Source organism: Desulfotomaculum defluvii, assembly GCF_054657375.1.
In genome coordinates, this window is sequence record NZ_BAAHYV010000007.1 from 35221 (window position 1) to 50703 (window position 15483).

Genomic DNA, 15483 nt, shown 5'->3' on the forward strand with positions numbered 1-15483 from the left:
ATACTTATTACCATATTAAGCCCCAGGGGGGTGATTTTTATATTCGGGAGCAATCATACCCTTAGGACCAGGTCCAAAAAAAAAATAGTACCATTGGTTTCCCTTCTTCTTATTATAGTATTTTGGTTTACTTTTTTAGTAAATACCCTGCAAGTTAACAAAATATATACCCAAGGTGCCTTAGAAGATTCAGTTGAGTGGTTAGCTTCGATCTTTTTTCAAAATCATCGGGGTATGATCTTGACATCCATGCCGGCTCTAGCTTGGCAAGATACTCCAGAAGAAATGGAAAGCCCTGGTAGAGCGGCTTGGTACTGGCTGGCCGGTGTAACAGGATTTGACCTTGTACCACTAACAATTTTGAAATCACAGATCCCTATGTTGGCTCAAGTTGAGTTACATGAGGCCGTAGTTATGAACGTTCAGCCAGTTCTAACAAAACCTAAGGAATTAGCAAATTTAAGTAAAGATGTATTAGTAGGTATCTATACTACCCACACAGGAGAAACCTATTCTTTGACCGACGGTACCGATCGTCTAACCGGTAAACAGGGTGGGGTTGTGCTAGTTGCCAAGGAATTGCAAAAGCAATTGACAGATAAGCATGAAATTAGAGTAGTCTTATCAGATAAAATTCATGATGCCCGTTACGCAACATCCTATTTAGAGTCGGAAAAGACTGCAAAGCAAATAGTAGATCAGAACACTTCCATGGTTACCATGTTGGATATACACCGGGATGCTGGACGTAGTCGGGATGATTGTTTAGTAGAAGTAAAGGGTAAAAAAGTAGCTCCCATTTTATTTATCGTTGGCTCAGATGCAAGGCTGCCTTTCCCCAACTGGAAACAAAACTATCAATTTGCCTGCAAAATAGCTGAAAAATTAGATAAGATCTACCCTGGCCTTTGTTTGGGGGTAAGGGTCAAAGAAGGACGTTATAATCAGTTTTTGCACCCTGGTGCCATTTTAGTTGAAGTGGGTTCTGATAATAATTCTCTAGAAGAAGCAAAGGCCAGCGTTACTATGTTGGCAGATGCTTTAGCTGCGATTATTAAGGAGGAATTAAAGAAGAAAGAATCAGAAACAAGGGAGAAACCAGTACTAAAGGAACAGGAAGACTCCACAGGAGCAGAAATAGATGGAAGCCAATCGGAAAATTATCTAGAAAACGAAGGGGTAGATCCAGAAATACAAAACCTTTAAAGGATACCAAAGTCAATTTTGTTATGGTAAAAAATGTATAGTAGTACCTCTAAAGGCACATCCTTATAGTGGGGAGGTGCCTTTAGATGTTAAGAAATGCTTTGTTTTTTGTGTTGGTAGGTGCCTTTGTTATAGTGGTAGGGTTTGGCGTTTACATTGCCAACGAATATTTTAACCGTTTGGTGTTACCTGAACAGCCGGCCTCAGTATTTGCTCTTTCCAGGCAAGATTCAGGAAATCTTGAAATTGATTTTTTGGGTGAAAAGCTGGAGGTAAATACAGCAGCCATAGAGAAATATGCCGATAATAGTTGGGAAATTGCCGCGGACAAATTGGTGAGCCTTAAAAATAACTCCCAAATTCATGAAAAAGTCCATTGGCTAAAAGAAACTGTACAAGAACAGTACCAAAGGATCATAGCTCTCCCTGAAATAACGGAAAAAGCAACCCTAGTCAAAGAAGTTGTCAATCAACATTGGCAGGAGCTTTTGGCATCTGAAAAGGTACAAGCTGTTAATCAGTGGATTAGGGACAAGTCTGCTGCAAATCATTAGCCATTAGATCTTAGTTTTTAGCTTTTAGATATTAGTTTTTGATTTTTGTTTTAGCTAAAGGCTAACAGCTAAAGGCTAAAGAGAAGTTGAAGCTGAACAAAACCAATGCTATAATTATATCGTATGTCGTTTTTTGAAAGCGGAGGAGTAAAGAATGTCAACCCCCCAAAATCGTATTAGAAACTTTTGTATTATCGCACATATTGACCACGGAAAATCAACGCTGGCTGACCGAATTTTAGAAGAAACCGGTGCCCTTAGTCAGAGGGAAATGACTGAACAAGTACTGGATAAAATGGATCTAGAAAGAGAACGGGGCATAACTATTAAACTTCAGGCTGTTCGTCTGTTTTATACCGCAGCAGATGGGCAGGAATATCAGTTGAATCTTATTGATACTCCCGGTCACGTTGACTTTACCTATGAAGTGTCCCGTAGTTTAGCTGCCTGTGAAGGTGCCCTGCTAGTTGTTGATGCCTCTCAGGGTATTGAAGCCCAGACTCTGGCTAACGTTTATCTAGCTATAGAGAACAATCTGGAAATTATTCCAGTTATCAATAAGATCGACCTACCCAGTGCAGAGCCAGAACGGGTAAAACAAGAAATAGAAGAAGTTATAGGTCTGGATACTTCGGATGCGGTGCTCGCGTCGGCCAAAACTGGCGTGGGAATTAAAGAAATTTTAGAACAGGTTGTGACTAAGGTTGCACCTCCCAAGGGTGAGTCTGAGGCACCTCTCCAGGCTTTAATATTTGACTCCCATTATGATGCCTATCGGGGTGTTATTGCCTACATCCGGGTAATGCATGGAACAATAAAACCTGGCATGCGCATCCGCATGATGGCTACTAAGAAAGAGTTTGAGGTTACGGAAGTGGGAGTATTTAACCCCCATATGACCTTTGTGGATGAATTAAAACCTGGCGAAGTTGGTTTGGTGGCTGCCAGTATGAAAAATGTGCAGGATGTCCGGGTAGGTGATACCATCACCTCTGCCCAAAATTCTGCCCAGGAGCCACTTCCTGGTTACCGTAAAGTTACCCCCATGGTATTCTGTGGACTATATCCAGTGGATACCGTTGACTATGAAGATTTAAGGGATGCCCTTGATAAACTAAAGTTAAATGATGCTTCCCTGATTTATGAACCAGAAACATCCGATGCTCTGGGTTTTGGTTTCCGTTGCGGCTTTTTGGGTTTGCTACACATGGAAATCATACAGGAACGTTTAGAGAGGGAATACGGCTTAAGTCTTATTACCACAGCACCCAGCGTAGTCTACCGGGTAACCACTACCAAGGGTGAGGTTATGGAAATTGATAACCCTGCCAACTTACCTCCGGTTAATAATATTGAAATAATTGAAGAGCCATACGTTAAAGCTACCATCATGGTTCCCAAGGATTTTGTGGGTACGGTGATGGAACTTTGCCAGGGTAAACGAGGTACTTATAGCAATATGGAGTATATGGGAGTTACCCGTGTCATGTTAACCTATGAGATTCCTCTATCGGAAATCATTTATGATTTCTTTGACCAGTTAAAATCCCGGACCAAGGGATATGCATCTTTGGATTACGAAATGATTGGTTATCGGCAGTCTGATCTGGTTAAACTGGATATTATGCTAAATGGTGAAGTGTTAGATGCATTATCCTGTATTATTCACCGCGAAAGAGCTACTACTAGGGGAAGAGCACTGGTAGTAAAACTTCGTTCCTTAATTCCCCGGCAGATGTTTGAGATTCCAGTGCAAGCCGCCATTGGTAATAAGATTATTGCCAGGGAAAACGTTAAGGCCATGCGCAAGGATGTTTTAGCCAAATGCTACGGTGGTGATATTAGCCGCAAAAGGAAATTACTGGAGAAACAAAAAGAAGGTAAAAAGCGCATGAAACAGGTGGGGAATGTAGAAATACCTCAAGAGGCCTTTATGGCTGTTCTCAGCATCGAAGAATAGACAGAGAGGTAGACAATATGACCTGTTATTTAAAAAATCTAAAACCAGTCTTGGAAAAGGCGGGCCACGGTACCTTAACCAAAGACCAGCGTAAGATCGTTGATAAAACAGTGCGTGCCTTAACTGGAGCGAAAGGACGCTGTCCCCAGGTTTGGCCAGTGGTAGAGGAATGGCTCCAAAAGCCTGAACAAGAACAACGATTAATCGAGGAAATACGAGACAAGCTGGTGAAGCCATGTCCATAGGTTTATACATTCATGTACCCTTTTGTATTCGCAAATGTCTGTACTGTGATTTTATTTCCTATCCACTAAGCCAGCAACAGGTGGCAGAATACCTCCAGGGACTGGAATTGGAAATTGAACTTTATCGAGAAACCCTTGGGGTAAAGAATAGATCAATAGAAAGCATCTTTGTGGGCGGTGGAACGCCCACTTCTCTTATGTCCGGGCAATTGATAAGTATTTTGGAACGGCTGGACCGTTCCTTTTCTATTGCCAAGGATGCAGAAATAACCACTGAGGCTAACCCGGGCACAGTAAGTCTTACCTATCTTAAAGAATTAAGAGCAGCAGGATTCAACCGTCTCAGCCTCGGTGTGCAGTCCACCCATCAAGAACTTCTGACAATCCTGGGTCGTATACACGATTTTAGTCAAGCTCGGGAAGCCGTTTCTCAGGCAAGGCAGGCAGGCTTTAACAATATTAATTTAGATTTGATCTTTGGCTTGCCGTGTCAAAGCCTTAGCCAGTGGCAGCAGACACTGACAGATGTAGTTGCACTGGAACCAGAGCATATCTCTTGCTATGGGTTGCAGCTAGAAGAAGGGACTCCTTTAACCTGCTCCATTGAACAAGGGAAATTACCGGCCTGTTCCGAAGAGGATGATTTGGCCATGTTTCAGTTAGCCATTGAGTTTTTAAGGACGATGGGTTATGAACACTACGAGATATCTAATTTTGCCCGGCCCGGATATTGCTGCCAGCATAATTTACTTTATTGGCATAACAAGGAATATCTGGGTTTTGGTCCGGGGGCCCATTCTCATTATGACCACTCACGTTGGAGCAACATAGAGAATATTGATAATTATGTTTCATTGCTAAAAACTGGACAGCATCCTGTGGCTGAAAAAACTTCTCTAACTGTCAAAGAACAAATGGAAGAAACGGTCTTTCTGGGCCTGCGTATGTTAAAGGGTTTAAAAATGATAGATTTTGAAAAACGTTTTGGCTTATCGATATACAAAATTTATGCCAGGGAAATTGCCCATTTGGAGCAACTAGGTTTAGTAAAATCCGAGGATGGGTATCTTAAATTAACAGAGAAGGGTTTACCAATAGCGAATCAGGTATTTGCTGAGTTTGTTTAGCTTATAGCTGTTAGTTATTAGTTTTTAGCCATTAGCAATTAAGAAACCTTCGCACATCATACGCGTCAAACTGCTAAAAGCTAAAAGCTAAAAGCTAAAAGCTAAAAGCTAAAAGCTAAAAGCTAAAAGCTAATTGGCCATAAGACGGTTGATGGCTATAAATGGTCATAAACCGCTTTATAGGCCATATATGATGCTTGCGGTATAACCTACTATCCTTGACAAATATTTTCCCATTTGCTAAATTTAAAATTAAGTTAGCACTCATCGAACTAGAGTGCTAACACCCTGTAAGGGTAAGCTAGGAGGGTGAGCCGACGTGAAAATGGATGAAAGAAAACAACAGATTCTGTTGGCCATCATTAAGGACTATGTAAACACGGCGGAGCCAGTAGGATCGAGGACCATTTCCCGTAAATATAAGTTAGGCGTCAGCCCAGCGACCATTCGCAATGAGATGTCTGATTTAGAGGAAATGGGCTATATCGAACAGCCCCACACCTCAGCTGGTCGCATACCTTCCAATCTAGGTTATCGTTACTATGTGGATTGCTTAATGCAACGGGAACAGCTTAGTGAGGAAGAAGAAGGAACTATTAGGCGTGGTTATGAAAATAAAGTCCGTGAAGTAGGAGAAATTCTGAACCGCACCGGCAGAATGATGGCTCAGCTTACCCATTATACGGCGCTGGTTCAAATGCCAAACTTTGGCATGAGTGCGTATAAACATGTGCAGTTGGTACTAATGGCTCCTACTCAGGCTATATTGATTGTGGTAATGGATACCGGTGCTGTACATCATCAAATGATGTCTGTATCGGAGAACATTACGCAACAAGATCTTGACCAAATTTCCCGTGTTCTGAACGAAAAACTGCAAGGCAAAACGTTGGACAGTATCAGATTTAATTTGATCAAAGAAATTTACTTTGAACTGTCCAAACATCGTAGTATTCTCGATTTGGCCATTGAGCTGATGCAGGAGGGAATTACCCCAGCCAAAGAGGATAAAATCTATCTCGAAGGGGTATTCAATATTCTAAACCAACCTGAGTTCCATAATGTTGAAAGGGTAAAAGTACTTCTTTCATTACTAGAACAGGGAGACTTGCTTAAGGATATCCTTGAATATCCAAAGGAAAGTCAAGGAATCACCATTAAGATCGGCAAGGAAAACATTCGCCAGGAAATTCAGGATTGTAGTATGGTAACTGCCACCTATCAAGTGGGAGATAAAATATTGGGAACCATCGGTGTATTGGGACCTACCCGGATGGACTATGCCAGGGCCGTCACAGTTGTTGACTGCATGTCACGTAATCTATCCAGAACACTTGATCGTATTCTAAAAGGGCAGGTTTGATGGAGTAAGGAGGAACCGTTTCTGTGAGTCTTAAACAACAGGCAAGCCAAGGAGCCGAGATTAATGAAAAATTAGCTGCTCTTTTAACCAATTCCAATGCTGTCAGGGCCATTGCTGCGGCTGTTGAAGGAACCCTTGGACCAAAGGGTTTGGATACCATGTTGGTTGATAAATTTGGTGAAGTGGTCATTACTAACGACGGCGTTACCATTTTAACCATGATGGAGGCTAATCACCCGGCAGCTCGTATGGTAATTAATATTGCTAAATCCCAGCAGGAAGAAATAGGTGATGGAACCACCACAGCCACAGTGATGGCTGGAGCTTTGGTTAGTGTTGGTGTTGAACAGGTGGTTAAAGGAGTTCCAGTGGCCCGAGTTATTGAAGGTATCCGTTCTGGTGTTAGAAGGGCATTGGAGGTTATGCAACAACAAGCTGTACCTTTAGATAATATAGATCATCCTTGGCTTAAACAAGTGGCTCTAGTGGCGGGTAGAGAACATCAAGATATTGCAGATTTGGTAGTAGAAGCCGCCCGTTTAATTGGTAAAGAAAAACTAGTTGAAAGAAACTTTAGACTTTCCGATACAATTATATCCCAGGAAGGGGCAAATAATCAGGTTTTCATGGGCGTTATTATCAATAAAGAAACCATGAACAAACAAATGCCCAGCCAGTTAAAAAATTTAAAGGTTCTCGTCATTGATGATGCCCTAGAACCGGAAGTAATTGAGGACGAAGCCCTCAGTACCGAGTCTGGTTTTGCACGCTATCTGGCATTACAAGAAGAATTCCGAACAAATCTTCAAAAAATTATTGATCTTGGTGTAGGTCTGGTGCTGGTGGATCGTGGTGTAGATGATACCGCCGAAGAATTATTTACCGATGCGGGTATGATGGTAGTTCAAAGGGTTCTCAATAAAGAATTACGTCGAGCAGCGGAACATACCGGGGCCAGGATTATTAAGAGAACCAGCCTGAAAAAAGACATTACCGAGTTGGAAAAATATCTAGGTCATGCCAAAGAAGTTCTGGTGGATGAAAAGTTAGAGCAGGTTTGGATTATGGAAGGTAAAGGCAAACCAATGGCCACGGTTTTAGTGGGAGCTGCCACCGAGGAAGTGGTAGGTGAAAGGGGAAGAATTGCCAAAGATGCTGCCAGCTCACTACAAGCCGCCATGAAAGGCGGAGTGGTGCCAGGAGGAGGATCTTTGGAATTGGCTGTTTCTCGGGAAGTAGAAAGGGCCCGGGAAAGCACCCGAGGCATGACTGCCTATGGGATCAGTTGCGTGGCCGAGACACTACGTCGTCCCATGGCACAAATTGTGGCCAACGCAGGTTTCAACCCCTTAGAGAAATTGGGTGATGTTTTGGCAGCCCAAGCGGAGCAGGGTAAAATTTCTTTAGGAGTGGATTGTGACAGCGGAGAAATTACAGATATGTATGAATTAGGTGTCATAGATCCAGCCCTAGTGAAAATCCACGCCATCAAGGCTGCCGGTGAAATTGCCGAAGCCATCCTGCGTATTGATACCATTATAAAAATGAAGGATTATAAACCTGCCGGTGAAGGTGGCGGGCAGGAAGCATAATAAAGAGGTGATACAGTGACCGAGGAGCAAATCAAGAACGGTCAAGAAACTGCAACAGGGACTGAGGAACAGCCCCAAGATATTAAAGATACTGTTAAAGAAACTACTGAATCTGCAGTTAATCTGCCTGATGATCCAGAAGAATTGAAAAAACTGCTACAAGCAAAGATTGAGGAGGCTGAACAAAACTACAACAGGGCTCTCAGACTGCAGGCAGACTTTGAAAATCTGCGTCGACGCACCCGTCAAGAACGAGAGGACCTGATAAAGTTTGGTTCTGAACAACTCATTAACGGGTTACTACCAGTTCTTGATAACTTTGAAAGGGCCTTGACCTCTGCTGGTGACGGAGGAGAGAAATTTGTTAGCGGCGTGGAAATGATTTTCCGTCAGCTCAATGAAGTTCTTTCTACGGAAGGTTTGACTATAATTCCGGCTAAGGGTGAGCAGTTTGACCCAAATATTCATGAAGCCATGATGCAGGTTGAAGACACCGGCGAACCAGAAAATACGGTGGTGGAAGAACTCCGCAAGGGGTATTATCTAAAGGGAAAAGTCATTCGCCCTTCGATGGTGAAAGTGGCTACATCATAGACAGAGAGTTTTAATACTTAATTTAAAGATAATTTTTTCTCAGGAGGTAAAAAACAATGGGAAAAGTAATAGGTATTGATTTAGGAACCACTAACTCCTGTGTTGCAGTAATGGAGGGTGGCGAAGCAGTTGTTATCCCTAATGCTGAGGGAGCCAGAACCACCCCATCGGTGGTAGGTTTTTCTAAAACGGGTGAACGACTAGTAGGCCAAGTTGCTAAACGTCAGGCTGTTAGTAACCCCGATCGCACCATTCAATCAATAAAACGTTACATGGGTACCAATCACAAGGTTAACGTAGATGGCAAAGATTATTCTCCCCAAGAAATTTCTGCCATGATCCTTGGCAAGCTCAAGGCCGATGCTGAAGCTTATTTGGGCGAGGCAGTGAACCAGGCTGTAATTACTGTGCCCGCTTATTTCAGTGATGCCCAACGTCAAGCAACCAAAGATGCTGGTAAGATTGCTGGGCTGGAAGTTCTTCGCATTATCAATGAACCCACTGCAGCAGCTCTGGCCTATGGTTTAGATAAAGAAGACGACCAAACCATCTTGGTATTTGACCTGGGTGGCGGTACCTTTGACGTATCTATTCTAGAACTGGGTGACGGCGTCTTTGAAGTAAAGGCAACCAGCGGTAACAACCGTCTGGGTGGTGATGACTTTGATCAGCGTATCATCGATTATCTGGTGGCTGAATTTAAGAAAGAAACTGGGGTTGATTTAGCCAAGGATAAAATGGCCCTGCAGCGTTTAAAGGAAGCTGCTGAAAAGGCAAAAATTGAACTTTCTGGTGTTGTTAGTACCAATGTTAACTTGCCCTTCATCTCTGTAGGTGCCGATGGCCCCTTACACTTAGATATCAACATTAGTAGAGCAAAATTTGATGAATTAACTGCAGATCTGGTAGAAAAGACCATGGGTCCCACCCGTCAAGCCCTGTCAGATTCCGGTCTGGATACCAGTGCAATAAATAAAATCCTGTTGGTGGGCGGGTCTACACGTATTCCTGCTGTTCAAGAAGCTATCCGCAAATTCTTGGGTAAAGAACCTCATAAGGGTATTAACCCCGATGAGTGTGTGGCTTTAGGTGCAGCTATCCAAGCCGGAGTATTGTCTGGTGAAGTGAAGGATGTATTGTTGCTGGATGTAACTCCACTGTCCTTGGGTATTGAGACTCTGGGTGGTGTATTTACCAAGTTAATTGACCGGAATACCACTATCCCGACTTCCAAGAGTCAGATTTTCTCCACCGCAGCTGACAATCAGCCATCTGTAGAGATTCATGTACTGCAGGGTGAGCGTCAGATGGCTGCAGATAACAAAACATTAGGTAGATTCCAACTGTCCGGTATTCCTCCAGCACCCCGTGGTGTACCTCAAATTGAGGTAAAATTTGATATTGACGTAAACGGTATCGTTTCAGTATCGGCCAAGGATATGGGAACAGGAACTGTTCAAAGCATCTCCATTACTGGCGGTACCGGTGGACTGTCTGACGATGAGATTAACAGAATGGTTAATGATGCTGAAAAATATGCTGAAGAAGATAAAAAGCGTAAAGAGGCAGTGGAAGTTAGAAATCAGGCAGACAGCATGATTTATCAAGCTGAAAAGATCATTAAGGATATGGGAGATAAAGCTGAAAAAGATAAGGTAGAGGCAGTACAAAAAGCCATTGAGGAACTCCGTACAGCCATGAACGGCAACGATATCGATTTAATGAAGAATAAGTTAGAAGAACTAACTAAGCCCCTGCATGAATTAACCGCAGATATCTACAAGCAACAGCAGGCCCAGCAGGATGCTGGTCAAGGTGGTTGTGCTGGCGGAGGCTGTGGCGGCGCACAAGCTGAAAAGGATAATGTTGTGGATGCCGACTACGAAGTAAAGGATGACAATAAGTAGTAACATATCATATACTATAGAGTGTTAATTACAGGGGAATCTCGATTCCCCTGTAATTTATGAATATAAGGTGGTGAATCATGGCTAAGCGAGATTATTACGAGGTGCTGGGTGTTGACAGAGGTGCCTCTGCGGATGAAATTAAGAAATCGTACCGCAAGCTAGCCCGGCAGTACCACCCAGATGCCTACAAGGGAGATAAAGCAGAGGCGGAAGCAAAATTTAAAGAGATCGCTGAGGCCTATGCAGTACTAAGTGATAGTGAAAAGCGGGCGACCTATGACCAATTTGGTCATGCTGCCACCGATGGTCAAGGTTTTGGTGCTGGTGGTTTCGGTGACTTTGGTGGAATAAATGATATCTTTGATATGTTCTTTGGGGGAATGGGAAGACAACGTAACGGCCCCCAAAAGGGCAGTGATTTACGGTTTAACATGGAAATATCCTTTAAAGAGGCTGCCTTTGGTGTAGAAAGAGACATTCAAATTCCCCGCACTGAGAGTTGTGATACCTGCGGTGGATCTGGGGCCGCACCGGGTAGTAATACTAAAACCTGTGGTACCTGTCATGGCTCAGGACAGGTACAGTATGCATCAAATACTCCCTTTGGTCGGATAGTGCAAAGTCGGACCTGTGATAAGTGTCATGGCTCTGGAAAAATAATCGAAAAACCTTGTCCCACTTGCCGGGGTGCTGGACAAATCAGGAAAACCAAAAATATTCACGTCAAAATTCCTGCTGGTGTAGATGAGGGTTCCCGTCTCCGTCTCACAGGTGAAGGCGAGGCAGGTCTAAGGGGTGGTCCACCGGGGGATCTTTATGTGTATATTATGGTGCGGCCGGATAAATTTTTCCGTAGGGAAGGCAACGAAGTTGTCTGTGATATGGAACTATCCTTTGCTCAGGCAGCCCTGGGTGATAATATTGAAGTGCCTACCCTGGATGGTAGTGCTGAATTGAAAGTGCCGGAAGGAACACAGACAGGTACTATTTTCCGTATCAGAGGAAAAGGTATTCCTTACCTTAATGGCAGCGGTCGCGGTGATCAGCATGTTCGTGTAAAAGTTGTAACACCCACTAAGCTGAATGAAAAACAAAAGGAACTACTCAGAGAGTTTTCCAAAGTAGGTGGAGAAAAAACTCCAAAGGGTTCGGAGAAAAATATATTTGAGAAAATGAAGGATGCGTTTAAAGGGTAGAATATAGCCATCAGCTTTTTTGCGACAGCGGGGACGGTTCTCACTGTCGCATTAGCTGTTAGCTGCATGCGACAATGGGGACGGTTCTTGGTGTCGCATAATAACTTTCTCAAAACAGCAAATTACTAATAGCTAGACACCAGAGAATAGCCCTTAAAACTGTGATAATGCGACACTAAGAACCGTCCCCGCTGTCGCACTACAAAGAATGGAGGAACTCCCATTGATCTGGCTGGAAATCTCTGTCCATGTTCCCCATGAAGGTATTGACATGGTAAGTAATATATTTGATGATTTGGGTGCTGGTGGGGTTGTCATTGAGGACCCTGCCCTAATTAATAAATACATAGAAGCAAATATTTGGGATCATTACGAGTTTGACCCGGAGGTTCTTAATAGGCCGATGCCCATTGTTAAGGCCTACCTGCCCGAAGGACCAAATTTAGAGGACAAGCTGGTACTTTTGCAGGAACGTTTAACAGGCCTGCCTTTGCCAGCAGTACCTGTCTTTGAAAGTCATCCTGTGGCCGAAGAGGATTGGGCCACAGCCTGGATGAAATATTATAAGCCTGTGGAGATTGGCCAAAGGTTGGCAGTTAAACCAAGTTGGGAAGATTATACCCCGGAACAACCGCGAATTGTTCTGGAAATGGATCCTGGTATGGCCTTTGGCTGTGGCAATCATCCAACCACAACCATGTGTATGGAATATCTGGAAAGAATTGTTCAGGCTGGGGATAACGTGGCAGATGTGGGTACGGGTACAGGAATTCTCGCCATCACAGCGGCTAAACTAGGAGCGGCCATAGTATTAGCCGTGGATCTGGATGAAGTTGCTGTCAAAGTAGCAAAGGAAAATGTGGAACGCAACGGAGTAGAAAATACTGTTGAAGTTTTTCATGGTAACCTGTTGGACAAAATAAATAATAAGGTTGATATTGTGATTGCCAATATTGTGGCCAATGTGATTATTATGCTGGCACCAGATGTACTCCGGATTTTAAAAACAGGTGGGTATTTCATTACCTCTGGTATTATTCAGTTCCGTGCCGAAGAAGTTCGTGAGAAATTAGAACAAATCGGATTTAGAGTGTTAGAACGGAAAGAAGACGGGGAATGGGTTTCCTATCTTTGTGTTTTGGAGGGATAAAGTTTGTCCCGATTTTTTATCCAACCCGAACAAATTAACAGTGATACTGCTATTATCAGTGGTCCCGATGTAAAACATATCAGCCGGGTTCTACGGATGGTAGTTGGTGATTCCCTAACCCTGTTAGATGGTCGGGGTAATGTTTATTTGGCGGAGATTGTTGAAATTGACAAACAGGAAATCCAATGCAAAATTTTACAACAGCAGGTAGTTGCTGCTGAACCAAAGGTTCAGGTAACACTGGTGCAAGGCCTACCCAAAGGTGACAAAATGGAAACAATTATCCAAAAGTGCACTGAATTGGGAGTAAGCCGAATCATTCCTCTAGCTGCTGCACGTTCGGTTGTCAAACTGGATCCAAAGAAGTCGGTAGAAAGGCATGAACGTTGGCAGCGAGTGGCCATGGAAGCAGCCAAACAATGTCGTCGAAGTGTAATACCCGAGGTACACAGTTTAAGTGACTGGAATACCATCCTTGAGCACATTCCCCCTGATGCCTTGGTATTGATGCCTTGGGAGGCTGAAAGGATTAAATCCCTGGGGGAAGTTCTTCGACAAACACCCTTAGCACCACCAGAGGTATACATTTTTATTGGTCCCGAAGGGGGCTTTGAGGATGAAGAAGCCCTGCATATAAAAGAAAAGGGGTTTCATCTTGTTACATTGGGCAGCCGTATCTTGCGTACAGAAACAGCAGGTCCAGCAGCTCTAACAATGGTCCTGTACCAATTTGGTGAACTGGGCTAAGGAGGTTTCCAATATGGCAAAATCTGCTGCCATTTATACCCTTGGATGTAAAGTGAACCAGTATGAATCCTCTGCCATTACAGATTTATTTCGGCAAGCGGGTTATGAAATTGTTGATTTTGAGGAACATGCTGATGTTTATGTGATTAATACTTGCACTGTTACTCACATGGGGGATCGTAAATCAAGGCAAATTATTCGTCGGGCTGCCAAACAGAATCCTGAGGCAGTTATTGCGGTAACTGGTTGCTATGCCCAAACATCTCCAGGAGAAGTTTTAGAAATTCCTGGTGTTGATCTTGTTGTAGGTACAAAGGATAAAAGCAAAATGGTGAATTTGGTGGAGGCCTACGCTAGGGGAAAAGGCCCCGTCAATGCCGTTAGGGATATTATGGGAATAGATTGTTTTGAAGAACTTCCTGTTCCCACAGAACAGGGCAAAACTAGAGCATTTTTAAAAATACAAGAGGGCTGTAATAGCTTTTGTGCCTATTGCATTATTCCCTATGCCCGGGGACCTGTGCGCAGTCGTATACCTGATAATGTAATCAGTTCTGCGGCAGCACTTATTGAACAAGGCTTTAAAGAAATTGTTTTAACTGGTATTCATATTGGTGCCTATGGGCAAGATTTTGCAGACAAGCACATTGACTTAGGCTGGCTAGTAGATCGTTTGGCAAAATTGCCGGGACTTGTGAGACTTCGTCTAGGCTCTGTGGAACCACATGATATAAATGATGCCCTTATTAACTCCGTAGCAGAAAACTCAAATGTTTGCCGTCATTTGCATATTCCTCTGCAAAGCGGTGATAATGAAGTTTTGGCCAGAATGAAAAGAAGATACAATACTAAGCAATTCTTAGAATTGGTAAACAAAATTTATCAAGCAGTTGATGGTATTGCCATTACCAGTGATGTAATAGTTGGTTTCCCTGGAGAAACTAAAGAAAATTTTGAAAACACGTTAAAAACTGTTGAACAAGCAAGTTTTGCTGGCATTCATGTGTTTAAATACTCACCTCGCAAGGGGACTCCCGCAGCTGAGATGGCAGATCAGGTTTCGCCACAGGAAAAAGAAGAACGGAGCAAGAGACTCATCGAACTGGGTAATCACCTGGCTCAAAGTTTTAACCAGCTCCAGGTGGGCAAAAAACTTACTGTATTGGTGGAACAACCTCACGAAAAAAATCATAAGCTTTGGGAAGGGCATACAGATACCTACATTAAGGTCATTTTTCCCGGTGAGGAAAGTTTACAAGGGGAACTGGTAAAGGTACAAATTGAGACCGCAGAAGACTCAATATTAAAAGGTAGAATTATTTAAAAACACTTGCAGGATATTATAATGGGTGTGTTGAATATAATTTGCGGAAAGACTATGTAAAAATAGTTTGATTTATCTGTCTGTGGGGGGAGGTGCTTGCTAGTGCAAGAATGCATTTTTTGTAAAATAATTGCCGGAGAAATACCTTCCCAGGTTGTATACCAAGACGAAAAGGTCTTTGCTTTTAAAGATATTGCTCCAGCCGCTCCTATTCATATCTTAATCATTCCTAAGAAACATATTTCTTCGCTGAATGATTTAGGTGTGGAAGATGCAGCTTTAATGGGACATATCGTAGGGACAGCTGCCAAATTAGCTAAAGAATTTGGGTTGGATAAAGGCTATCGGCTGGTTTCTAACTGTGGAGAAGACGGTGGTCAGACGGTTTATCATATTCATTTCCACCTTTTGGGTGGTCGACAAATGCATTGGCCTCCAGGTTAAAATGATTGACGAGAACCAGATGTCACGTTATAATTAAGTGGTATTGATTTTTTACATAGTATTTTACCTCA

The 15483-nt window shown here is 43.0% G+C and carries 14 protein-coding genes; all 14 read left to right on the forward strand.

The features are described from left to right. Nucleotides 1-30: 30 nt before the first annotated feature. The 14 genes from spoIIP to ACYQ03_RS07285 all read left to right on the forward strand — a co-directional run bounded on the left by spoIIP (nt 31) and on the right by ACYQ03_RS07285 (nt 15412). Nucleotides 31-1206 (forward strand): stage II sporulation protein P, encoded by a 1176-nt coding sequence (gene spoIIP, locus ACYQ03_RS07220; protein ID WP_459908826.1) that lies wholly within the window; start codon nt 31-33, stop codon nt 1204-1206. An 86-nt stretch (nt 1207-1292) separates the two neighbouring features. Then, complete coding sequence (locus tag ACYQ03_RS07225; RefSeq protein ID WP_459908828.1) at nt 1293-1760, forward strand: hypothetical protein; 468 nt, start codon at nt 1293-1295, stop codon at nt 1758-1760. Between the two features lie 154 nt (nt 1761-1914). Then, nucleotides 1915-3720 carry a translation elongation factor 4 gene (gene lepA / locus ACYQ03_RS07230; RefSeq protein WP_459908830.1) on the forward strand — a complete coding sequence of 602 codons (1806 nt, stop codon included), beginning with the start codon at nt 1915-1917 and terminating at the stop codon, nt 3718-3720. A 17-nt stretch (nt 3721-3737) separates the two neighbouring features. Further along, nucleotides 3738-3965, forward strand: a complete 228-nt coding sequence (locus tag ACYQ03_RS07235; RefSeq protein WP_459908832.1) for a hypothetical protein — start codon at nt 3738-3740, stop codon at nt 3963-3965. Next, entirely contained in the window at nt 3956-5092 is a 1137-nt protein-coding gene (hemW, locus tag ACYQ03_RS07240; protein WP_459908834.1) for a radical SAM family heme chaperone HemW, read from the forward strand. Before ACYQ03_RS07235 ends, hemW begins: the two co-directional genes overlap by 10 nt. A 319-nt stretch (nt 5093-5411) precedes the next feature. Then, on the forward strand, nt 5412-6455 hold the full coding sequence (gene hrcA / locus ACYQ03_RS07245) for a heat-inducible transcriptional repressor HrcA (protein ID WP_459908836.1): 1044 nt from the start codon (nt 5412-5414) through the stop codon (nt 6453-6455). Between the two features lie 23 nt (nt 6456-6478). After that, complete coding sequence (locus ACYQ03_RS07250; protein ID WP_459908838.1) at nt 6479-8047, forward strand: TCP-1/cpn60 chaperonin family protein; 1569 nt, start codon at nt 6479-6481, stop codon at nt 8045-8047. A gap of 15 nt (nt 8048-8062) precedes the next feature. Further along, complete coding sequence (gene grpE, locus ACYQ03_RS07255; RefSeq protein WP_459908839.1) at nt 8063-8641, forward strand: nucleotide exchange factor GrpE; 579 nt, start codon at nt 8063-8065, stop codon at nt 8639-8641. A gap of 56 nt (nt 8642-8697) precedes the next feature. Next, nucleotides 8698-10548, forward strand: coding sequence for a molecular chaperone DnaK (gene dnaK / locus ACYQ03_RS07260; protein ID WP_459908841.1), 1851 nt, complete (start codon nt 8698-8700; stop codon nt 10546-10548). An 80-nt stretch (nt 10549-10628) separates the two neighbouring features. Further along, a complete protein-coding gene (gene dnaJ, locus ACYQ03_RS07265; protein WP_459908842.1) occupies nt 10629-11747 on the forward strand; it encodes a molecular chaperone DnaJ in 1119 nt (372 codons plus the stop codon). 223 nt (nt 11748-11970) lie between these two features. Then, the gene (gene prmA, locus ACYQ03_RS07270) at nt 11971-12897 is read left to right on the forward strand and encodes a 50S ribosomal protein L11 methyltransferase (protein WP_459908843.1); all 927 of its coding nucleotides are present in this window, start codon (nt 11971-11973) and stop codon (nt 12895-12897) included. Between the two features lie 3 nt (nt 12898-12900). Then, a complete protein-coding gene (locus ACYQ03_RS07275) occupies nt 12901-13644 on the forward strand; it encodes a 16S rRNA (uracil(1498)-N(3))-methyltransferase (protein WP_459908845.1) in 744 nt (247 codons plus the stop codon). Nucleotides 13645-13657: 13 nt separating this feature from the next. After that, a complete protein-coding gene (gene mtaB / locus ACYQ03_RS07280) occupies nt 13658-14968 on the forward strand; it encodes a tRNA (N(6)-L-threonylcarbamoyladenosine(37)-C(2))-methylthiotransferase MtaB (protein WP_459908846.1) in 1311 nt (436 codons plus the stop codon). Between the two features lie 102 nt (nt 14969-15070). Beyond that, nucleotides 15071-15412 carry a histidine triad nucleotide-binding protein gene (locus tag ACYQ03_RS07285; RefSeq protein WP_459908848.1) on the forward strand — a complete coding sequence of 114 codons (342 nt, stop codon included), beginning with the start codon at nt 15071-15073 and terminating at the stop codon, nt 15410-15412. Nucleotides 15413-15483: the final 71 nt, after the last annotated feature.